General features: G+C 59.1%; 18 protein-coding genes. 14 read left to right on the top strand and 4 right to left on the bottom strand.

The features are described 5' to 3' along the window. Positions 1 to 71: 71 nt before the first annotated feature. Positions 72 to 941: a PRD domain-containing protein gene (locus HMPREF3055_RS03375; protein WP_049345980.1), complete on the bottom strand. Its 870-nt coding sequence runs from the start codon at positions 939 to 941 to the stop codon at positions 72 to 74. A gap of 259 nt (positions 942 to 1200) precedes the next feature. Here HMPREF3055_RS03375 and HMPREF3055_RS03370 point away from each other — a divergent pair, with 259 nt between their 5' ends. The 9 genes from HMPREF3055_RS03370 (at position 1201) to HMPREF3055_RS03330 (ending at position 10624) form a co-directional block, all read left to right on the top strand. Then, positions 1201 to 1944, top strand: coding sequence for a response regulator transcription factor (locus tag HMPREF3055_RS03370; RefSeq protein ID WP_049354120.1), 744 nt, complete (start codon positions 1201 to 1203; stop codon positions 1942 to 1944). Positions 1945 to 2037: 93 nt separating this feature from the next. Then, positions 2038 to 3693: a sensor histidine kinase gene (locus tag HMPREF3055_RS03365; protein WP_246826887.1), complete on the top strand. Its 1656-nt coding sequence runs from the start codon at positions 2038 to 2040 to the stop codon at positions 3691 to 3693. 262 nt (positions 3694 to 3955) lie between these two features. Beyond that, positions 3956 to 4657, top strand: a complete 702-nt coding sequence (locus tag HMPREF3055_RS03360) for a TetR/AcrR family transcriptional regulator (protein WP_070737967.1) — start codon at positions 3956 to 3958, stop codon at positions 4655 to 4657. A 182-nt stretch (positions 4658 to 4839) separates the two neighbouring features. Continuing rightward, on the top strand, positions 4840 to 7653 hold the full coding sequence (locus tag HMPREF3055_RS03355; RefSeq protein WP_070737964.1) for an MMPL family transporter: 2814 nt from the start codon (positions 4840 to 4842) through the stop codon (positions 7651 to 7653). Positions 7654 to 7777: 124 nt separating this feature from the next. Continuing rightward, positions 7778 to 8182, top strand: coding sequence for a fluoride efflux transporter FluC (locus tag HMPREF3055_RS03350; protein WP_239662311.1), 405 nt, complete (start codon positions 7778 to 7780; stop codon positions 8180 to 8182). Beyond that, positions 8182 to 8634 (top strand): fluoride efflux transporter FluC, encoded by a 453-nt coding sequence (locus HMPREF3055_RS03345; RefSeq protein WP_005504159.1) that lies wholly within the window; start codon positions 8182 to 8184, stop codon positions 8632 to 8634. Before HMPREF3055_RS03350 ends, HMPREF3055_RS03345 begins: the two co-directional genes overlap by 1 nt. Positions 8635 to 8848: 214 nt before the next feature. Further along, complete coding sequence (locus tag HMPREF3055_RS03340; RefSeq protein WP_070737961.1) at positions 8849 to 9490, top strand: VanZ family protein; 642 nt, start codon at positions 8849 to 8851, stop codon at positions 9488 to 9490. A gap of 32 nt (positions 9491 to 9522) precedes the next feature. After that, positions 9523 to 10149 (top strand): ArsR family transcriptional regulator, encoded by a 627-nt coding sequence (locus tag HMPREF3055_RS03335; RefSeq protein ID WP_005504163.1) that lies wholly within the window; start codon positions 9523 to 9525, stop codon positions 10147 to 10149. Continuing rightward, complete coding sequence (locus HMPREF3055_RS03330) at positions 10130 to 10624, top strand: HEPN domain-containing protein (protein ID WP_070737958.1); 495 nt, start codon at positions 10130 to 10132, stop codon at positions 10622 to 10624. The genes HMPREF3055_RS03335 and HMPREF3055_RS03330 overlap by 20 nt, the downstream gene beginning before the upstream one ends. Positions 10625 to 10786: 162 nt before the next feature. Here HMPREF3055_RS03330 and HMPREF3055_RS03325 read toward each other — a convergent pair whose 3' ends face one another. The 3 genes from HMPREF3055_RS03325 to HMPREF3055_RS03315 all read right to left on the bottom strand — a co-directional run bounded on the left by HMPREF3055_RS03325 (position 10787) and on the right by HMPREF3055_RS03315 (position 14193). Further along, positions 10787 to 11794 carry an MIP/aquaporin family protein gene (locus HMPREF3055_RS03325; RefSeq protein WP_005507983.1) on the bottom strand — a complete coding sequence of 336 codons (1008 nt, stop codon included), beginning with the start codon at positions 11792 to 11794 and terminating at the stop codon, positions 10787 to 10789. Positions 11795 to 12275: 481 nt separating this feature from the next. Beyond that, the gene (gene argE / locus HMPREF3055_RS03320) at positions 12276 to 13505 is read right to left on the bottom strand and encodes an acetylornithine deacetylase (RefSeq protein WP_070737956.1); all 1230 of its coding nucleotides are present in this window, start codon (positions 13503 to 13505) and stop codon (positions 12276 to 12278) included. A gap of 145 nt (positions 13506 to 13650) precedes the next feature. Further along, positions 13651 to 14193 (bottom strand): flavin reductase family protein, encoded by a 543-nt coding sequence (locus tag HMPREF3055_RS03315; protein ID WP_049338626.1) that lies wholly within the window; start codon positions 14191 to 14193, stop codon positions 13651 to 13653. Positions 14194 to 14587: 394 nt separating this feature from the next. Between HMPREF3055_RS03315 and HMPREF3055_RS03310 the strand changes: the two genes are divergently transcribed. From HMPREF3055_RS03310 to HMPREF3055_RS03290, 5 genes are all read left to right on the top strand, one after another. Further along, the gene (locus HMPREF3055_RS03310; RefSeq protein ID WP_070737953.1) at positions 14588 to 16609 is read left to right on the top strand and encodes a DUF6541 family protein; all 2022 of its coding nucleotides are present in this window, start codon (positions 14588 to 14590) and stop codon (positions 16607 to 16609) included. A 252-nt stretch (positions 16610 to 16861) separates the two neighbouring features. Further along, a complete protein-coding gene (locus tag HMPREF3055_RS03305) occupies positions 16862 to 17548 on the top strand; it encodes a glycosyltransferase family 2 protein (RefSeq protein WP_246826886.1) in 687 nt (228 codons plus the stop codon). 2 nt (positions 17549 to 17550) lie between these two features. Continuing rightward, positions 17551 to 17928 (top strand): DUF2304 domain-containing protein, encoded by a 378-nt coding sequence (locus tag HMPREF3055_RS03300; RefSeq protein ID WP_070737947.1) that lies wholly within the window; start codon positions 17551 to 17553, stop codon positions 17926 to 17928. 47 nt (positions 17929 to 17975) lie between these two features. Then, entirely contained in the window at positions 17976 to 18851 is an 876-nt protein-coding gene (locus HMPREF3055_RS03295) for a glycosyltransferase family 2 protein (protein WP_049345952.1), read from the top strand. A gap of 152 nt (positions 18852 to 19003) precedes the next feature. Beyond that, positions 19004 to 20206: a hypothetical protein gene (locus HMPREF3055_RS03290; RefSeq protein WP_246826885.1), complete on the top strand. Its 1203-nt coding sequence runs from the start codon at positions 19004 to 19006 to the stop codon at positions 20204 to 20206. Positions 20207 to 20527: the final 321 nt, after the last annotated feature.

Genomic DNA, 20527 nt, shown 5'->3' with positions numbered 1-20527 from the left:
GGGGGGGGGGGGGGGGGGAGAATAGAAAAAGCGACCGAGAACCCTCCCGGTCGCTTTCTATCGAACATGCGCTACGCGTTAATGCCCCACATATCCCGCGCCAGACGCGCAATATGAATCGTCAAATACGTCAACTCATCACGAGTCAGGCTCTGCTTCAGCTGCATCTGCAGTACCAACAAAACCTTCTGCGCACACGCGTAGGCACGCGGTGCATCCTCACGAAGAGCCGCCAACAAACTCGGCTGCGACACCTCATCTGCATCCTCCGCGCGATTCGCGGAGGCGCGGCTCGCCCGCACAAACAGGTACCGCAGGTGCGTCACAAAACGTGCCGCACTCATCGAATCCGGGTCGATCTTCCGCTCGTAGCTTGCCTCAATAATTTCAAAAACCTGCGCGAAAACCTCGGTCATGCGGAATGCCTGAGACATATCCGCCGTCGCAAATTGCGCGTTGACCAGGTGCAACGCCAGGGGGATAGCCTCGTTCGGGTCCAGTTCAACCTGCAGGCGCTCGCGAACCATTTCCAAAACCGTGCGGCCGTACTCCACCTCGCGCGGGTAGAGGACAGTCACCTCCGGGGCGAGCGGATACTGCACCCGCACCCCGTCACGCGCACGAACCACCGCATAGTGCAGGTGATCAGCCAGCGGAAGAATAAACGAGTTCGACAGCTCCAATGCACCCTCGGCGCGCACCTTCGACTCCAAAAGTGTGGCAATCGACAGAATCTCCGCCGGAATCTCAGACAGAGTCATGCTCAAGCGCTCACCCGACATGCCCTGCTCCGGCACAAACGTCTGCTCCACCGCAGACGGGTCAATCAGCTGACCCTTACGCTTACCAAAAGCAATGCCGCGACCAATCATCACGGACTCCTTGCCGTAATGATCCACCGTGAGGACAACATTATTGTTATAAATACGGCTAATGCGCATGTGTCCTCCTCTGCGGGTGTCGGGGCGCCTGTGTCGGGGTGGCACACTGAAACGATAAACGGTGATTGAGTATCACCTAAGCTACTACAAATTTTACCGAAAGATTGAACCCGTATTGAAGGGTTAACGCGCATGGTTGGGATAATGGGCGGCACGAAACTGTGCCCCAGCTGTGACGCGGGCAAGCATTCCATAAGTTTGCGGCTGAAAACCGGCTCCCGCCTCACCGCGAACCCTAAATCGCGATACTCTTAATCACATGAGCAGCAAAGCAACCGAAATCGCAAAGAACCTTCCCACCCTCGAGCACCCGGATGGCAGCCCCATCCGCGCCCTCGTTGTTGACGATGAGGAGATGCTCAAGGAACTCGTCAGCATGGGTCTGAAAATGATCGGCTGGGATGTGCAGTCCGCAGGGGACGGCCCCTCCGCGCTCGCAATTGCCCGCGATTGGCGCCCCGACGTGCTCGTGCTGGACATTATGATGCCCGGCTTTGACGGCCTGGAGCTACTCTCCCGTATCCGCAAGTTCTACCCCGAGGTTCCCTGCCTCTTTCTGACCGCTAAGGATTCGGTCGATAACCGTATCGAAGGTCTTGCCGCCGGTGCGGACGACTACGTGACTAAGCCCTTCTCCATGGAAGAGGTCATGATCCGTTTGCACCGCCTGGTGCAGCGCTCCGGTGTTGCCGCCATTGATGATGCTGAGCTGGTCGTTGGCGACCTGGTGCTGAACCAGGACACCCGCGAGGTGACCCGCGGTGGCGAGCAGATTAATCTCACCGCAACCCAGTTCGACCTGCTGCGCTACCTCATGGAGAACGCGAAGCGTGTGGTCTCCAAGAGTCAGATTCTTGATAATGTCTGGAACTACGATTTCGGTGGTCAGGCAAATATTGTGGAGCTGTACATCTCCTATCTGCGTAAGAAGATTGACGTGGGTCGCGAACCGATGATTCACACCGTGCGCGGTGCCGGTTACGTGCTGCGTCCCGCTGTCTAAGTTTATTCTCTGCTCTTCATATGGCGCGGTATAACACCCGGTTATACCGCGCCATATCAGTTATATTCCGTATTTCGAATATGGAAAGAAAGGATGCTCGTGGGCTCCTACTCACCCGGTGAACCCGCCTCCCCGGATAATGAAGCAACCCGCCCCCTGCGCGCGGGTACCCCCGCACGAGACGGTGCCGCGCCCTCCCCGGGGAACTTCTTCGTGCGCCTACGCGCCGCCTGGAAGAGCATGAGGAACCCCGAGGCATCCCCCGAAGAACTCGGGTACGTACCCCACCTTCGCTCGCGCCTTATCGCCATCCTCGTGGCAGCCCTCGGCATCGCCTGCCTCATTATTGGCCTGTCCACCTATGTGACTCTGCAGAACTCCCTCTATCAGCAGGCGCAAAGCGACCTCAAAGAAACCAGCCACCGCGTAGTGCAGCCGACCTCCCGAAACGGCAAGCGAGAAGAAGTGGACTGCAGTGACCTGCAGAAGAGCAGCTCTCTCTTTGCGCCCGGTCAGGCATCCGGAACCATCATTACCTGTGTTGAGTCCGAAGGTGCCGTGGAAATTGCCAGCAAGCTCGCCAAGGACGGCACCGTACAAACCCTCTCCGCCAACGACCAGGTAACCCTCGGAACCATGGCGCTGAACGCCACCAAAGAAGAAGTCCGAGAGGTCAAACTGGAATCCGGCCTGTACCTCATCAAAATCACCCCGAAAGCTAATAGCAGCGCCGACGCCCAGGTGGTTGGTATTCCGCTCGCCAACGTACAGCAGACCCTCACCATCTTCGTGATTGTGGTAGCCCTTGGTTCTATTGCTGTGATGGTCGGCGCCGGCGTGGCGGGTTCCTACATTATTCGGGGCACCATGAAGCCTCTGGAGCGAGTCTCCGCGGTGGCAACCGATGTGGCGCACCTGGACCTGGAAGAGCACACCATCTCCTCGGCGGTGCGAGTGGGTCCGCGAGATTCCGACCCGCGCACCGAAGTGGGTGCCGTAGGCTACGCCCTCAATCAGCTGCTCGATAACGTGAACTCTGCTCTGGAGGTGCGCGAACGCACCGAACATCAGATTCGCGCCTTTATTGCGGACGCCTCCCACGAACTGCGCACGCCCCTTGCCGCCATTAAGGGGTACTCCGATATGCTCCGCTGGACCGAGCCGCTCAGCGAATCCGGCCAGTCCTCCCTGGCGCGTATCGATTCGCAGACCGAGCGTATGTCCCGCCTCGTTGAGGATCTGCTGACCCTTGCTCGCCTGGACGAGGGTCGCGAGCCCAAGCTGGAGCAGGTTGACCTGACCGAGCTGGTGCTTGAATGCACCTCCGACATGCAGGCGGCAGCGCGCACCCACGAATGGCACCTGAACCTGCCCGACGAGCCGGTTGAGGTTGTTGCCGATCGCTCCCAGATTCAGCGCGTGATTCTGAACTTGCTCTCGAATGCTCGCAAGCACACCGATGAGGGTACGCGCGTGACCGCGGGCCTGTCGGTGGATGCTGCACGCCGTGAAGCTGTGGTGACCGTGGCCGATAATGGTCCGGGTATTGCCCCGGACTTCTTGCCGAAGATTTTTGACCGCTTCACCCGTGCCGATAAGGCGCGTTCCGGTTCGGATGGAACGACTGGTCTGGGTCTGGCGATTGTGCAGGCGATTGTGCAGGCGCACGGCGGTTCGATTCAGGTGCAGAGTCAGCCTGGGCATACGGTCTTTACGGTGCGTCTGCCTTTGGAGGCGGCGCGCGCCTAGTGCGCTTGATTTGTGGTTCGCTGAGCGACTCGCCTGGCGGGTAGTTTGGGTGAGTATTCGAGGGGGTGGGGTGGGGTGTGCACTCTGCTCCCCCGCGGTGCTTTTGAGGGTTTATAGCGCCTTGACGTGCTAAAACGCTAAATTACTTGTTGAGTAAACGTTAAATCTGCACTTCAGGTTTATTACCTAGAGTGCAAATATGTGGTGAATCTAACCCCAAAATAGTTACCCCCAGTGAAACAATGCGCGTATTGTAAAAAACATGGCTAATCTTGTTGAATCTCCCGCAAACATCACGGACAAGCGTTCCGCCCGCAAGGCAGAGAACCGCATCGCAATCGTTGAGGCAGCAGAATCCCTCATCCTCGAGGGTGGCTACGGCGCCCTCAACGCAGAAGCACTCGCAGAACGCGCAGGCGTCTCCCGCCGCACCATCTTCAACCACTTCGCCTCCGTAGACGACGTACTGGTCACCCGCATGAACCAGTACTTCAACCGCATCTTCGAAGAATGCGACTTCACCGTCTCCGGTGAAAACGCAAGCATGGAAGCCGAAATGCTCTCCATCGCCCGCAAGGTCTTCAAGAGCAACACCCTCGAAGAGTACATCGCACCCTTCGCGCACCTGCTCTACGCCCTCGAAATGGACAGCCCCGCGAAGTTCGAAGAATACTCGCACGTCATCCTCGAGCGCACCTACGACATCTTCCTCGAACGGTACCTCGCGGCATACCCCGACCTGCCCTACCTGCGCGTGGCAGTCTTCGCCTCCAACCTCGCCGAAACCATCGGTGAAGGCGTCTACTACTACCTCACCCGCGCCGAAGAAGTAACCGCCAAGGTCGCAGCGGAAGCCCCCGAAGGCACCCACCCCGAAGCACTCGCCATCGAAGCGATGCGCCAGTGCGTACTCGAGGCACTCGACTACCTGGGCCGTCTGGTCCAGGGCGAATTCGCAAGCTAAGCCCCAAAGCGTTCACGCTCAAAAACTCTCGCTTCGGGCACCTCACCTGCAGGTGCCCGAAGCGGGGTGTTTTTTGCCCAAAAACAGGGCACAGCAATCGCAGTACAGGGCAAACCACACGCCGCATTCACACGCACCCAACACCCAAACTCTTCACTCACTCAACTTCAAAGGACTGAATCATGGCTACATGGCTCTACCGCATCGGTGAAGCTGCCGCCCGCCGCGCATGGGCTGTCATCCTCACCTGGGTACTCATCGTCGCCGGTGTAGCGGGTGCCTACACCGCGTTCCACGGCAAGCTCAGCAACACCTTCACCATGCCCGGAACGCAGACCCAGCAGCTCTCCGACGAGCTCGCCCAACGCTTCCCCAGTGCCAACCGCGGCTCCGGCCAGATCATTCTCACCACCGGTGACGGCACCGCCCTCACCGAAGGGCAGAAGCAGGCATTCTCCGCCGCACTGAGCGCACTGCCCAGCGAGGTGCCCTCCGTGGATGCGGTCACCGACCCGTTCACCACCACCTCCAAGCTTGCAGAAGCAAAAACCCAGCTCGACGAGGCGCACGCCAAGATTGACGCCGCCCCCTCCCAGATCGAGGACGGCAAAAAGCAGCTGAATGCCGCCACCTCGCAGCTTGAGGGCGGCATGAAGCAGATTGCCGACAACGAGAAGAAGCTCGACGACTCGCAGGAGCAGATTACCGCAGGTCGAAAGCAGCTGGACGACGCGCAGAAGCAGTTGGACGATGCGCAGGCACAGCTGAAGGACGGCTACGCCCAGGCGGAGGCGGCAGGCTCACCCGCCGCCATGATGGAGCAGCTCAACACCCAGCAGGCGCAGCTGACCGAGCAGCAGAACGCACTCAATCAGCAGCGCGATACCCTGACCGAGAGCCAGAAGCAGGTTGACGCGGGTCGCGCAGAAATCGCCTCCAAGAAGGACGAGCTGGCTGAGGGCAAGAAGAAGCTGGACGAGCAGCGCAACCAGCTTCAGAAGACCGAGAGTGACCTGCCTGCACAGCGTGAGCAGCTGGAGCGTCAGCAGAAGCTCTACGACTTCACCGCCGGCTACCGTATGGTCTCTGAGGATCAGTCCACGGCGATTGCGACTGTCTCGTTTAAGAAGAAGATTTACGAGGTGCCGTCCGCCGAATTGCAGAAGGTCATGTCCGACATTGAGTCGGCGAACCTGCACGGGGCGACCGTCCAGTTCGACGCGAACCTGAGCGAATCCGCGCTTGGCGGCGGCTCGCACACCGGTGAGGTTGCGGGTATGGTCATCGCCTTCATCGTGCTCATGGTTATGCTCGGTACTCTCGTTGCTGCCGGCCTGCCGATTCTGATGTCTCTGGTGGGCGTGGTGGTGGGTGTGCTCGGCACGCTTTCGCTTTCCTCCGTCGTGGAGATGAGTTCTACCGCCTACACCCTGGGTCTGATGCTTGGTCTGGCGGTCGGTATCGACTATTCGCTGTTCATTCTGAACCGCTACCGCACGAACCTGCTGGATGGCATGCCGAAGGTCCAGGCGATTGCTCTGGCGAACGGCACGAGCGGTAACGCCGTGATTTTTGCGGCGAGTACCGTGATTATTGCGCTCGTGGCGCTGAACGTGACCGGTATTCCCTTCCTGGGCGTGATGGGTAATGCCGCCGCGTTCTGCGTGGTTGTTGCCGCCCTGATCGCGGTGACGCTCACCCCGGCGGTGCTGTCCCTGGCGGGTACCAAAATCATGTCGAAGAAGCTGTGGGCTTCCATCGATACCCCGCAGAAGATTGCGGAACGCCGCGCGCAGGATGCCGCCCGCACCGAGAAACCGAACGGCTGGTTGCGCCTCGTGCTGGCGCGTCCGCTACTGACCCTGGTGGCCGGTACGCTGGCGCTGCTGGCGGTTGCCGCCCCTATGTCTCAGATGCGCCTGGGTCTGCCGGACGCCTCGAACTACCCCTCCGATAGCGCCGCGTACAAGTCGTATGCGCTGGTCAAGGACAAGTTCGGTGAGGGCATGAGCGCCCCGCTGGTTGCGGTCGCGCACACGCCCGCGAACATGAGCGAGGAGCAGGCTCAGCAGGCACAGATTGATATCGTCTCTGCGGTGAAGGAGCGCGGCGGCGCGAACGTGCAGGCTGTGGTTCCCGGCGGTATGACCGATGACCGTACCCTGATGATTTTCCAGGTGATTCCTGCCCACAGTGCAAGTTCTGTGGAGACTGAAGAGCTCGTCCACGAGCTGCGAGCCGTGACCGTTCCGGTTCAGGGCTCTGAGGTGTCTCTAGGCATTGCGGGTCAGACCAGCGGCAATATTGACGTCTCCGAGGTGCTCGCGCAGAAGCTACCCCTGTACCTGGGCGTGGTGATGGGCCTGTCCTTCCTGGTGCTGATCCTGGTGTTCCGTTCGATTATGGTTCCGCTGGTTGCCTCGGTTGGCTTCCTCTTCTCGGTGCTGGCGAGCTTCGGTGCCGTGGTGTCGATTTACCAGTTGGGCTTCATGAGCTCCCTCTTCGGCGTGGACCACCCGGGTCCGGTGCTGTCCTTCTTGCCGACCCTGCTCATCGGTATTCTTTTCGGTCTTGCGATGGATTACCAGATGTTCCTGGTGACCGGCATGCGTGAAGCGTACGTGCACGGCAAGGATGCGGCGACCGCCATTGTGAGCGGTTACAACCATGCGGTGCGTGTGGTGGTGGCTGCCGCGATTATCATGATTTCGGTGTTTGGTGGCTTCATCTTTGCTGATTCGACCATGATCCGCCCGATGGGCTTCGGTCTGGCGTTCGGTGTGCTCGTGGATGCGTTTATTGTGCGCATGACGCTGACCCCGGCGATTATGGCTCTGCTGGGCGATAAGGCGTGGTGGATGCCTAAGTGGCTGGATCGCCTCACTCCGAATATGGATGTTGAGGGCGCCGCTCTGAGCGAGAAGATGAGCGAGAATATTCAGCACGAGCGTGAGTCTGCTGCCGCCGACTCGGGTGGCAAGCTCGGGTCAGAGTAAAGTATTAGTGTGCGTTTGTGCGCCACGGCGCACTCTGAAGACTAATACGAGATGAAAGGGCAGGTGCACGGCGATGAGGAACCGCGCGAGTATCCGACAGTGGATAGGAGGCGTTCTGAGCCGTGTGCCTGCCCCTTTTCTTGTCTTTTTGGGAGGCGGTACGGGTGCGCTGTGCCGCGTGTACACTCCCGGCGGCGTGCTGGTGGCGAACCTGCTGGGTTCGTTTACGCTGGGCCTGCTGACGATGGTGTGGAACGCCTACGCGCGCCGTGACGGTGAGGAGCGGATTCATTCGTTCCGTCTGCTTTTTGGTGCTGGCATGATGGGCGGCTATACGACGTATTCGTCGATTGCGGCGGTTTTGGCGCAGACGATTTTTCTGCCGTACACGGTGCATGCTCAATATATGATGCTGGCTGTGGCGGTGCTGCTGGTGGGTGGTTTGGTTGCCGCCGCGGCGGGCATGCTGACGGGTCGTTTTGTGGCGTCCCGCTTGGTGCCCGCCCGTGATGTTGAGGAGGGCCGCTAATGTTTTTCGCTCTGATGGTTTTCCTGTGCGGCGGTTTGGGTGCGATGACCCGTTTCTTCTTGGATAAGGCGATGTCGCCTCGCCTGCGTACGGAGTCGTCGATTATTAGCCCGGTGTTCGTGATTAACCTGGTGGGCTCGTTCCTGTACGGCCTGCTGATTATGCCGGTGTCTAATCCTCGCGCGCTGGGGGTGCACTATAACGCCACGGATCAGGTGGCGTTCTGGTGCACGGTGATTACGACCGGTCTGCTGGGTGGGTTTACGACGTTTTCGACCGCCATGGTGGAGGCGCTGACCGCCCGCTCTGAGGGCAAGATGGTGAAGTTCCTGATGCTGTGGCTGGTGCAGGTTGTGGGCGCGATGGTGGCAGCTCTGGCGGGTGCGCTCTTGTTTGTGTTGCTGTTTGGTCGGTATATTGCGCCGGTGTTCCCGCCGGATGTTCTGTACTGACGGCGCCGGCTGTGGTGGTGTGCGGGCGCATGTACAGCTTTTTCACAGTTTCGCCTAGGGTGAGCCATAGAGCGGTCTTTTACACTGGTGGTGAACGATATGCGGCGGGTATGAACGGTAACCCGCTATATACCACCGGGAATATATGTTAGAACAGGCATATATATAGGTGGGGTTCATATAACTCACTCTCACGACCTAAGGAACACGCGGCATGCAGGAACTGCTCAGTAAACACATGATTGGCACCTTCGCCATCGAGATTGCGGCGCTTACTATCGCGCTCTCCATTATCGGATTTATTGGTATGCGCCTGCGTGCCAAGAAGACCGGTCGAGCGCACAGCATCCGCCAGTACTTGTTGACCGCGTCTTTTGCGCTGTTCCTTGCTTCTATTCTTTCTCTGACGCTGACCCCGATTGGCTCTTCCAATAGTGTCACGAACCCCGAGCTGTACTACCCGCGTTTCTACGTGGGTTGGAGCTGGCAGCAGGCGTGGGATCTGACTGCCGGCATGGGTTTGCGCCGCTTCGCAACGACCGTGTATGCGCAGCTCTTCTTCAATGTCGCCATGTTCATCCCTTTGGGCTTCTTTACTGCGGGCTGCCTGCGCTGGGGTCTGCGCGCCACGGCGCTGAGTGGCTTCGCGCTGTCGACCTTCATTGAGTTGAGCCAGCTGACCGGCAACTGGGGTCTGGCGGGCTTCACCTACCGCACCTTTGATGTGGATGACATTGTGAATAATACTGCTGGCGCGGTCCTGGGTGCGGTCTGCATCTGGGTGGTGCGCGCGATTCAGAAGCGCCGCGCGGCTAAGCATGACCGGGCGCTGGCAATGGCTACCGCCGCGGCCTAGTACCCCTCCAAATTAGCAGATGTTTTCATAACATGATTGATATAATTCATGTTATGAAAACGTCTGCTCCTAGCCTCCTTCCCATCTTGCGTAGTGACCTGCAGGGTGAAGTGATGGCATTGCTGTTCTCTCACCCTGAGCAGCAATACACGGTGTCACAGATTGCTGATGCGACACGTGCATCGTTGCCGACTGTTTCCCGAGAGGTGAATCGTCTGGAACAGTCCGGTTTGGTGGCTGTCCAGAATGTTGGTAGGACCCGTATGGTGCAAGCCAAGGTTGATAATCCGGTGGGCCAGGCGATGCGTCAGTTGATTCTGGTAACGTATGGCCCCGTTCCGGTGCTCCGGGATACTTTGCAGGGCGTTTCCAATATTGAGGGTGCTGCTATTTATGGTTCGTGGGCTAGCCGTCGTTCTGGGGTGGCGGGGCACGTGCCGAATGATATTGATGTGCTGGTTGTGGGCTCCCCTTCACGGCAGAAGCTGTATGAGGCTATCGATGATGCTGAGCAGAAGCTTGGCTATGAGGTAAACGTGAAGCGGCTATCTCCTGAGGCTTGGAACTCGCAGGACGGCTTCGTGCAGACTGTGCGGTCGCGTCCTATGGAGGTTCTCTTTGGGCAGCTGGAGGTAAACGATGTCCACGCTGAAGCCTAATGCCCCAACCCCGGGTCCCTGGACTGTAGGCCGGGAACGCATTCTTGAGCTGATTGAATCTGGCGAGCTGGAGCGGGTCGTTGTAAATCGTGAGCATGCTCAAGGCCTGTTGTTGCGTGCTCGCCGGCATCTAAAGACGGCGCATCGTCTGGTAGTTGATGATTCGGAAGGTGCCTATACGCTCCTCTATGATGCTTCGAGACTAGCGATGACTGCCGCCTTGGCGGTGCAGGGTCTGCGTCCGACTACTCGGGGAGGTCATATCGTGGTGGGTGATGCCTTGCGTGCTCAGCGAGGCCATCATGATGCGGTGGGTAAGCTGTATTCTCGCTTGCGTCGAACTCGTCATGAGGTTGAGTACCCCGGTCTGGATTATGAGCCTATAGCTGTGGAGGAAGCTGAAGAGGCTTTGGAAGATGCAGAGTATATCGTTCAGGAGATGACTCTTTTTATTCCTAAGCTAGGACCTTTCTAGACTGTATTTCTTTTCGGCACCCCTGAATGAACCTCCCTCCGTGAGGTAGACGCAACGAACCCCTCATTTTCATAACCTGACCGATATTGTGCAGGTTATGAAAATGAGGGGTTCGCCGTTTTTAGATGAAACCCTAGACAGGGAAGTTCTCGGGCGGGAAGACTACTCGTCCTCGGTCAGCCGGTTCACGACGCGGGTACTGCGGTTACCCTTCACCTCTTCGGGGAGCAGAATCGGCATGGAACCGGTCGGAGTGTAGGTTGCCGCGCGTGCCGCCGCGGTAGCGTGGGTGTCCTCAAACTCGGGGATGACCTCGGCGCTGGGTGCGCGGTACAGGTGGCTATTAGCCCACCACGCGAAGAGCAGAACCACAATCGCCAGAGCGCTAGAGACGAACAGCCACGGGCTGACCTGACCCTCGTAGTAGAGCTTGAAGAACGCGCCACCCATGAAACCGCCGGCAATCGGGCCGCAGATCGGAACCCACGCGTAGAACCAGCGTGAAGTGCCCTTATCGTGGATGGGCAGCAGGGCGTGCATGAGGCGCGGACCGAAGTCACGGGCGGGGTTCAGGGCGTAGCCGGTCTGACCGCCCAGGCCGATGACGAGTACGGTGACCATGAAGCCGAAGGCGAGGGGCTTGAGCACGTCGTTGAGGTTGAGGGAGAGTTCCACACCGCCGCTGATGGACGGCTTGAAGTTTACGCCGGTGTACAGTGCCGAGAAGACCAGCATGAACGTGCCGATCATTTCGGAGAGGGCGTTGGTGAAGTAGTTGTGAATAGCGGGGACGGTGCCGAAAACGCCGAGCTTAATCTTCTTGTCGGCGGTTGCTTTCCAGTGCGGCAGGTAGTTGAGGTAGACCAGTCCGGCGCCGACCATTGCGCCGAGTACCTGGGCGATGATGTAGCCGGGGACCTTCTCCCAGGAGAACTCGCCGAACGCTGCCAGGCCGATAGACACAGCGGGGTTGAGGTGGCCGCCGGAGTAGGCGTGGGAGGCGTAGACGCCGAAGGTGACGGCGAAACCCCAGCCGAAGGCGATGGTGAAGAAGTTGTCGCCGTGGCCTTTGGACCGGCGAAGTTCGACGTTGGCGATGACGCCGCAGCCGATGGTGCACATGATGAGCGTGCCGAGGAATTCGGCGAGGTAGGGGCTGATGGTGTACACGGGGTGTCCTTCAGGTAGTGAACTGCGGGTGGTAAACCGGGATTCGGTCGGGTGCGCAGTGCCGAGCGTGAGGGAGGTGTGGTTTTGTGTGGGGCTATGCCGCCCGAGTGGCGTGTTTAACCTTTGGCATCTATGGAACCCTGAATACCCTAGAAGGGCAATACTTTTGTGTTATTTCACCCTTAGACATAAGCGGTTTTTCGGGTTTTTCGTTTAAAAATAAATGTGGCGAATGAGGGGAAAATCGGTCATAGTCCACACCTTGGACTCATTCCATAAACTCGCGGTTGAACCCATGGAGAAACTCACGAATAAACCCGCGATCAAACCAACACTCACCCCCGCCCACACCACTTGCCATCAGCATAAAAATGCCCGGGCACCTCACGGGGTACCCGGGCAGTTTCTGTAATTTTTATGCGGCTCTAACTGCGGCTCTTGCGAACCGCGGTGGACTGGCTGTTACGCCGCTACACGGTTACTACTTGGCGCTCGCCCAGTCGAGAATCGCCTCGAAGAAGCGCTCGCATTCACTCAGCTGCTCCAGCTCAATCCACTCGTTCGGGGAGTGCGCCTGGGCAATATCGCCGGGACCGCAAATGATGCTCTGCACGCCGGCGCGCTGGAACTGGCCCGCCTCGGTGCCGTAGGTGACCTTCTGCGGTGCGTCATTGGTGCCCAGCCACTCGTGGGCGAGGTGCACGATGGGTGCGTCGTCCTCGGTACCCAGGCCCGGCACGGCTGCGAGCAGTTCGTGCTTCACACCCACGCGGGAGGTGAGGCTACCGGGCTCTGCGCCGGTCAGCTTTTCGGCGCGTGCGGCGCGCGCCTGCAGGTCGGGCAGTATGACCTCCGAAAGTTCGCGGTCAATGCGCTCCACGAAGGATTCGGTGGTCACCTGCGGCAGAGTGCGCACATCGTACTCCACCACAGCCTGCTCGGCGACGATGTTGTACTGCAGGCCGCCGGTTGCCAGGTTCACGCTACCGGTGGAGTGGGGAATGATGAACGACTCGTCGAACGGGCCTTCTTCTTCCCACTGGTCCGCCATGTCGGTGAAGAAGGTGATGAACTCGCCTGCTGCGGCAACCGCGTTCACGCCATGGGTGGCGAGGGAGCCGTGCTTGGGCACGCCGGTGAAGGTGACGCGGCCGCGGTGTGCGCCCTTGTGCGCGTCGATAATGCGTATGCTGGAGGGCTCACCAACAATCGCGTAGTCGGGGGCGAGGTCGCGCGCCACGAACTCCTCGATAAGGGAGGGTGCACCAATGCAACCGATTTCCTCATCGTAGGAGAACGCGAAGTGCAGGGGAGTGCGCAGCTTCGCCTCCGCAACGCGCGGCAACAGCCAAAGCGCCACGGCGAGGAAGCCCTTCATGTCGCACACGCCGCGACCGTAGGCGCGGGTACCCTCCACACGCAGGGTGAAGGGGTCGGCGTCCCACGCCTGACCGGCGACGGGTACGACGTCCGTGTGGCCGGAGAGAATGAGGCCGCCGCGGGTGGTGCCGTCAGCGGCAGGGACGGTGACCAGCAGGTTGGCGCGGGTGCCGTCCTCGTTGTAGGTGCGCACGCCGCTGTAGCCGTAGCGGGAAAATTCGGCTTCGATGAGCTCAATAAGTTCCAGGTTGGAGGTTCCGGAGATAGTGGGGAACGCGATGAGCTTTTCGAGCCAGGGGAGGGATGCGGGCTGGGTGGTTTGAGCCGTCATGACTGTTCCTTCTGTGCTGTGTTGGGTGCGCTGTGTTGCTGTGCGCTGTCATGTGCTGCGTGCGCTTTTATGTTCAGGGTACGCCGCGGGGCGGTATTCGTCGCCTCATTGTCGTCGAATACCGCCCCGTGACCCCTGCGCGGGGTTAGATGCTGTAGTTGTTCACGTTCGAGTGGTCGCCCAGCGCGTGGAAGTTACGCGAGTGGTAGACCAGCGGGGTGCCTTCGCAGTCGTTGCGGATGAACTCTTCAACCTGCGCGGTGAAGACGAGTGCGGGGCCTGCCTCAACGCGGCTGAGCGGGGTTGCGCGCAGTACGCGGCGTACGCCGTGGACGAGGGGCTCGCCGGTGTGGACGAATTCCCAGGTGCTGGGGTCGTCGAAGCGGGGGTAGTCGTGGGTTGCGAAGTTCTTCGCGAGGGTCACATTCTCAGCGTCGAGCATGTGCACGAGGAAGGAGGACGCAGCCGCGATCTTTGCTGCGGAGCCGCTGTTTGCCTTGAGGGAGAAGGCGATGATGGGCGGTTCTGCGGCGACGGAGGTCAGCGAGGAGGCGGTGAAGCCTGCGGGTTCGCCGTTTTCGTCGGTGGCGGTGATGATGGCGACGCCGGCGGGCTGGTGGCCGAAGGCGAGCTTGAACTGCTCGGAGGTGTCGGCGATGGGTGCCTGTGCTGCAATGGTTTCGGTCATGATCGACCCTTTCTTCTGCGGCTGCGTTTAGGGTTCGTCCAGATGTGTATGCGTTGGGCGACCCTTTGTTAAGGGGAGATATGTTTCAGGGTAAAGCTAAAGGGTGGTGAACACCTTATTTATTGCCCTATGTTTCTTAGGTGACCCTTTCGTGACATTGAGCGTGAAATATTACGTCATAATCTTCGTCTTTTGGGAGCTTCGAAGATGCACTCCGCCGATTGTCCCGCTTCGGGGTCTGAGTAGCGGGTTGTGGGTGCTGTCCCTCTCTCTTCTGCGGGGTTTCGCCGGGTTAAAGAAGCCTCTGGGGTATCCTTGCTAGGTACTCGAAAGCGCGCCGCGCCCCGTATTTGAGGGGTTTTTCGGCGCGTGAACTGTGGGGAGAAGAGGGTTAATGAGCTGGTTGGCAACTATTCCGCTGCTACTTTTTGCGGTCGTGTTGGCTTTCGGTCCCGGCTATGCGATGGGCTGGGCGTTGCGTGTTCCTGCACGTCTGCGCGTTTTTTATGCGCCGCTGCTGACTTTTGCCCTGGTGGCTGTCTCTGCGATTGTGCTGGGTAAGACCGGCATCGCGTGGAGCCTGATTTCTTTTGTGCCGGTCGCTGCCGTGATGGTGGCTGCCGCCGCGGGTGTGATGCACCTGGTGGGTCGCCGCTGGCCCTCCGCCGTACCCGATGCCTCCAGCGAGTCTGCAGAGAACTGGGCGGGTAACACCGTGCCCCTCGCATGGCCCGTTATTGGTGCGGTGCTGGGTGGTTTCTTGACCCTGCACGCAACCGAGGACATGGTATTCGGCCCCGAGGCGTTCTCGCAGACCCTCGATAACTCCTACCACATGAACGCGATCCGCTGGATTCAGGAGCACGGTGACGCCTCCAGCCTGACTCTGGGCGCAGTTGCCGCCGCGAATCAAGAACCTACTTTTTATCCTGCGGGCTGGCACGACTTTGTATACCTGATTTACAGCACGACCGGCACGAGCATTGCTACGGCAACCATCGTCATGATTCTGCTGGCGGCGGGCATTATCTGGCCCTGCTCCCTGGTGGCGATGTGCTTGAGCATTCCGCATCTGCGCCCCCTGCAGGCGCTCGCCATTCCGGCACTGACCTGCGGTTTCTTTGCGTTCCCCGGCCTGCTGCTGTTCTGGGGCGTGTTGTTCCCGAACCTTCTGGGTTACGCCCTACTGCCCGCGTTTGTGGCACTACTACTACACATGATTCAGCTCATGGCGCGCCGTGAGTACTCCCTCGTGCTGTCCCTGTCCCTGACGATTCTGGTGGGTCTGGGCGGTTTGGCTCTGGTGCATCCGAACGCGGTGGTTTCTGCCGCAGTGTTTGCGGTGCCCATGCTCCTGGGTGGTGTGGTGCAGGTGCTGCGTACCCGCGGTGCGTCCAGGCGTGAGCGTCTGGTGGGTACCGGCGTGCTGGTGGCGCTCATCGCCGGATGCGTCACTATCTGGTTGTCGTTGCGTCCGAGCGAGGAAGCCAGCGACCTGTGGACCGCCATCATGAGCGAAGGAGAGGCGGTCTACCAGTTCCTGTTCCTGGGCCTGGAGAACGCAAACCCGCTGGGCGGCAACTTTGCTCCCGCATATCTGCTGGGTTTCTTGGCGCTGTGGGGTGTTGGCTACCTGCTGTATAAGCGCCGCAACCTATGGCTGATTGGTAGCTGGATGCTGGTCGGCTACATGTGGATTATTGCGGCTTCGGTGCCGCGCGGTGACTTCCGCCTGCTGATGGTTGCTCCCTGGTACACCGATCACTTCCGCCTGGCGGCTCTGGTGGTGTTCCCTGCAGTGCTTCTTGCCGGTATTGGCCTGGGTGGCGCCGTGGAGGGTCTCTTCGTGCGCATCATGCACGCTATTCCGCGTGAGAAGCACGCGAAGGTCGCCCCGGCAATGATGGGCGCCTCCATGGTGCTGGTGCTTGTGGTCGCGGGCCTGTCCTCCCGTACTCCCGCGATGCATGACGCAACCTTGCAGGTGGCGGAGAGGTACAAGGTGACCCCGACCTCCGACATCCTGAATCAGGATGAGATGAACGTCATTAACGAGATCCCGAAGATTGTGCCCAAGGACGACGTCATTGTGAACAACCCCTGGGACGGTAGCGCCTACATTTATGCGCTGGCTGACCGTCACCTGACCAGCTACCACTTCGAATTCCAGACCTCCCCGAAGTACGCAGCGATCCTGAACGATTTGAAGGATGCCCGCACGAACCCGGAAGTTTGCCGCGTCGTGAATGAGTACAAGGCTCACTGGTATGTTCACCTGGAGAACCAGGGTAATTTCGGTCCTGCTCAGCAGAAGAACTATGACGGCATGGTGGCTGCTATTGATACGGACGTTCTAACCCCAGTCTATTCCTCGGGTCCGATGACTCTGTACCGCATCAGCGCCTGCGATAACTAATGCGATAACTAACGGTGTGCCAGCACACCTGCGAGAGTGTATGCATCTCAGGGAATAAGTGGTGCAGTCTACAATCTGTCGCCGAATCTGAGATGGTGCGGAACCACTGATATGATGAAAGCCGGTATGTCCACTAGGGCATACCGGCTTTCACACGCACGGTAAGACACATTCGTTAGGAGGGGTAGCTGCCCTATGGGTTCTCCCACATCGCCTCTTACCCCCCGCACGTATCCTCGTACGCTGGTGATTATGCCCGCATGGAACGAGGAAGAGGCACTACCCGCCACCATCGCTGAGCTGCAGGAGACGGTGCCCTACGTGGATTTGGTGGTGGTCAATGACGGCTCCACCGACAACACCTCCGCTGTAGCTCGTGAGGCGGGCGCTTTTGTGATTGACCTGCCCTACAACATGGGTGTGGGCGCCGCTATGCGCACCGGCTACAAGTACGCGCAGCGCATGGGCTACGACTACGCCATGCAGGTGGATTCAGATGGCCAGCACCACCCCGAGAGCATCCCCTCGCTCATTGAGGCGGTGGAGGATTACGACATCGTAATCGGTTCCCGCTTTGCCGATGGTGCGACGGACTATGAGGTGTCCGGCCCGCGCAAGTGGGCGATGGGCCTGCTGTCGTTCCTGTTTACTCGCGCGGCGGGTACTCCGTTCACGGATGTGACCAGCGGTTTTAAGATTGCGAACCGCCGCGGTATTGACTTCTATTGCCGTAACCTGCCCGCCGAATACCTGGGCGACACAATCGATATCACCGCCATGGCCATTAGTAATGGTTTGAAGGTGCGTCAGGTGCCGGTGCATATGCGTGAACGTCAGGGAGGTACCCCCTCCTCCGGTCCGCTGAAGTCTGCTGTCTATCTGGTTCGTTCACTGTTTGCCTACGGCATTTCGGTGAGCCGCCGCCCCGAGGAGAAGTAGCCGTGAGCGCCAGTGTTTTCTTCTTGATTCTTGCCATCCTGGTCTGCACTTTTGTGATTATTCAGGTGCGTCACCAGCGCATGAAGGAACGGTACGCCGCCCTGTGGCTGATTATTGGTGCCATCATCATTGTGCTGGGCGCTTTCCCGACTCTTCTCAATGGTGTGGCGGACTTTGTGGGCGTCGCCTTGCCGGTGAACCTGCTGTTCCTCCTGTCGATTCTGCTGCTGATGGGTGTGAGTATTCACCTGACCCTGGAGCTGTCGCGCCTGTCGGAGAAGACCCGCATCCTGGCTGAGGAAGTCGCCATTTTGAAGGCGCTTCAGGAGCAACCGGGGGGCGCCGCCGGTGCGAAGAAGCGTAACCAGCAGGATTCTTAAAGCTTTACTGTCGAGACTTTCCATTTTGTGAGTTGGAGTAATACCTCATGACCGTTGATATTCTGTTCCCCTACTACGGCGACGTCGCCATGATGAAGCAGGCTGTGCTGTCTGTGGTCGGTCAGACCAACCCGGACTGGCGTCTGATTGTTGTTGATGACGGCTACCCGGACGACTCGATTCCCGGCTGGTTCGAGTCGCTGAAGGACGAGCGCATCACCTACATGCGTAATGAAACCAACCTGGGTGCGAACGCGAACTACCGCAAGTGCCTGACCTTTGTGGAGAACGAGCTGGTCACCGTCATGGGTGCTGACGACGTCATGCTCCCCAACTATGTGCAGTGGCTCGTGGATGCGGCGGCTAAGCACCCCGAGGCGTCCATTTTCCAGCCCGGCGTGGTCGTGATTGATGAGAACAATGGCCTGTCGAACACTCTGGTGGAGCAGACTAAGGCGTTCTACCGCCCCAAGGGTGAGGCTGTTCTGCAGGGGGAGGAGCTGGCTACCTCCCTGCTGCGCGGCGCGTGGTTCTACTTCCCGTCCCTAGGTTGGCGTAAGGACGCTATCGTGGGCACCGGCTTCCGTGAGGGCCTGAACGTTATCCAGGACATGGCGCTGATCCTCGACATTACGATGCGCGGCGGCTCCCTGTACTACGACCCGCAGGTTGCGTTCATGTACCGCCGCCACGGTGGTTCTGACTCGTCTTGGCGTGCCCTGGAGGGTACCCGCTTTGAGGAGGAGCGCCGCTACTACAACACCATGGTTGAAGAGATGACTGCCCTGGGTTGGACGAAGGCTGCTCGCGTGGCTCGTATTCGCTTCTCTTCGCGTGCTCACGCGCTGACTCTGCTGCCGAAGGCGGCTCTGGCGAAGAAATGGCAGGGTGTTAAGAACCTTGCCGAGCACGTCGTAAAGTAAAGACTTCAATCTTATAGGTGCGACCAGTAGAGAACGGAGATAGCGTGGAATCATCGGCAGAGTCCCAGCCGAAGAAAATGACTCGTGGTCATTCGATGGCAATTTTGGGATCGTCCGGTTTAGCTGCACTATCTTCTCTAGGAATTACCGTTGTGGTGAAACGGTTTCTGGAGGGCGAAAGCCTGACGGAGTTCCTTCTCTTCTGGTCGCTTCTTTTTGCCCTCTACGGTGTGGTGGTAGGTATCCAGCAGGAAGCTACCCGCGCTGTGGGCACTGCACGCCGCGACGGTAAAACTGGTGCACGTATTGCCCCCGTGGGTGCTCTGGTGGGTCTTATTGTGGGCGGGTTGACCTTAGTGACGAGCCCTCTGTGGGCTCCTGCCCAGATTCCTTTGAGCGGGTTTAGCGGTGTGCTGCTCCTGAGTGCCGGTGTGGCCCTCTACGCCATGCACATGACTCTCTACGGTGCGTCTGCTGGCCAGGAAAGCTGGTACCTCTTCGCGAGTGTGTCGGGGTTCGACGCTATTTGGCGTATCGTAGCTATCTGTGCGGTCGGTCTGGTCTCTGCACATCTAATCGGTCTTGAAGCCGCAACGGTTTCTCCGGTACTTCTGTGGCTGCTGATGGTGCTTCTGCTTCCAGAAGCTCGGCGAGTTTTTAGCTCTCGTGCGGATGTTTCCTCGGGCCGTCTGCTGTATAACTACACGCTGTCGATGGGGTCGTCGACTGCTAACGCGGTTCTTATGATGGGCTTGCCGCTTCTGCTGAACGTTAGCATCGATTCAAACGACCCGCTACAGCAGGTTATTTTGGCGGTTCTGATTCTGGCGATTTCGATTACGCGCTCGCCGATTATGATTCCTTTGCAGGCTTTTCAGGGCGTGGCGGTGTCTGCTTTCTTGAAGCAACAGAACCATCCGTTGCGTGCTTTTGCGAAGCCTGCTGGTGCGCTGTTGGGCGTGGGTCTTGTGGGCGCTGCGGCGGCTTATGTGCTTGGCCCGTGGCTGTTTGGTCTGCTTTACCCGCCGAAGCCTTCAGAGGTTGGAGCGTACGCCCATGTGGTGACTTCTCCGGTGCTTGCGCTTTTGGTGTTTGCTTCTGCTTTCCTGGCGCTTCTGGTGTTGTCGGGGTCGCTGGTGATTGCGTTGAATATGCACCGGTCGTATGTGGCTGGTTGGGTGCTGGCGGCTGTAGTTGCTTGTGTGGTGGCTGTGTCGCCGTTGCCTCTTCTGACTCGCACTCTTCTTGCCCTGTATGTGGGGCCGATTCTTGGCCTGCTAGTACATTTGGGTGCGATGGTGTGGCAGGCGCGTTCTGTGTCGAATAGCGGCAATGCTGAGCTGGAGAATATTTAATAAATAAATGATGAGGGGTTGAGCAAACGAGTAGTTATGCTCAACCCCTCATTTTTTATTGCTCATGAACTGACGGGGGCTGGAGGTGTCCACCCGCTATTACTACTTCAAACCCTGGGAACTTAGGTAACCCTATGGAAAACAGGCGGGGTGCTCCCTACACTGGAAGGACACAATGACAAACCGCACGGGCCGCCCACACCGCGGCCCCGCCCCTCCCAACGGGTATAGCACCGAAGGAGCCACCCATGAGCCGACGCACCGACGCGCCCGCCCGATCACCACGACGAGCCGCCCTCGCCAGCTGGATAGGCTCCGCCC

Source organism: Rothia sp. HMSC061C12, from assembly GCF_001815755.1.
GTDB lineage: Bacteria > Actinomycetota > Actinomycetes > Actinomycetales > Micrococcaceae > Rothia > Rothia mucilaginosa.
This window is presented reverse-complemented; position numbering and strand designations above follow the sequence as displayed.

What these genes read in the sequence shown, in the direction of transcription:
- HMPREF3055_RS03295 (WP_049345952.1), top strand. Translation starts at nt 17,976, where the DNA reads ATGACCGTTGATATTCTGTTCCCCTACTACGGCGACGTCGCCATGATG.
- HMPREF3055_RS03345 (WP_005504159.1), top strand. Translation starts at nt 8,182, where the DNA reads ATGTTTTTCGCTCTGATGGTTTTCCTGTGCGGCGGTTTGGGTGCGATG.
- HMPREF3055_RS03305 (WP_246826886.1), top strand. Translation starts at nt 16,862, where the DNA reads ATGCCCGCATGGAACGAGGAAGAGGCACTACCCGCCACCATCGCTGAG.
- HMPREF3055_RS03330 (WP_070737958.1), top strand. Translation starts at nt 10,130, where the DNA reads ATGTCCACGCTGAAGCCTAATGCCCCAACCCCGGGTCCCTGGACTGTA.
- HMPREF3055_RS03355 (WP_070737964.1), top strand. Translation starts at nt 4,840, where the DNA reads ATGGCTACATGGCTCTACCGCATCGGTGAAGCTGCCGCCCGCCGCGCA.
- HMPREF3055_RS03375 (WP_049345980.1), bottom strand. Translation starts at nt 941, where the DNA reads ATGCGCATTAGCCGTATTTATAACAATAATGTTGTCCTCACGGTGGAT.
- HMPREF3055_RS03365 (WP_246826887.1), top strand. Translation starts at nt 2,038, where the DNA reads ATGCTCGTGGGCTCCTACTCACCCGGTGAACCCGCCTCCCCGGATAAT.
- HMPREF3055_RS03340 (WP_070737961.1), top strand. Translation starts at nt 8,849, where the DNA reads ATGCAGGAACTGCTCAGTAAACACATGATTGGCACCTTCGCCATCGAG.
- HMPREF3055_RS03360 (WP_070737967.1), top strand. Translation starts at nt 3,956, where the DNA reads ATGGCTAATCTTGTTGAATCTCCCGCAAACATCACGGACAAGCGTTCC.
- HMPREF3055_RS03370 (WP_049354120.1), top strand. Translation starts at nt 1,201, where the DNA reads ATGAGCAGCAAAGCAACCGAAATCGCAAAGAACCTTCCCACCCTCGAG.
- HMPREF3055_RS03315 (WP_049338626.1), bottom strand. Translation starts at nt 14,193, where the DNA reads ATGACCGAAACCATTGCAGCACAGGCACCCATCGCCGACACCTCCGAG.
- argE (WP_070737956.1), bottom strand. Translation starts at nt 13,505, where the DNA reads ATGACGGCTCAAACCACCCAGCCCGCATCCCTCCCCTGGCTCGAAAAG.
- HMPREF3055_RS03335 (WP_005504163.1), top strand. Translation starts at nt 9,523, where the DNA reads ATGATTGATATAATTCATGTTATGAAAACGTCTGCTCCTAGCCTCCTT.
- HMPREF3055_RS03310 (WP_070737953.1), top strand. Translation starts at nt 14,588, where the DNA reads ATGAGCTGGTTGGCAACTATTCCGCTGCTACTTTTTGCGGTCGTGTTG.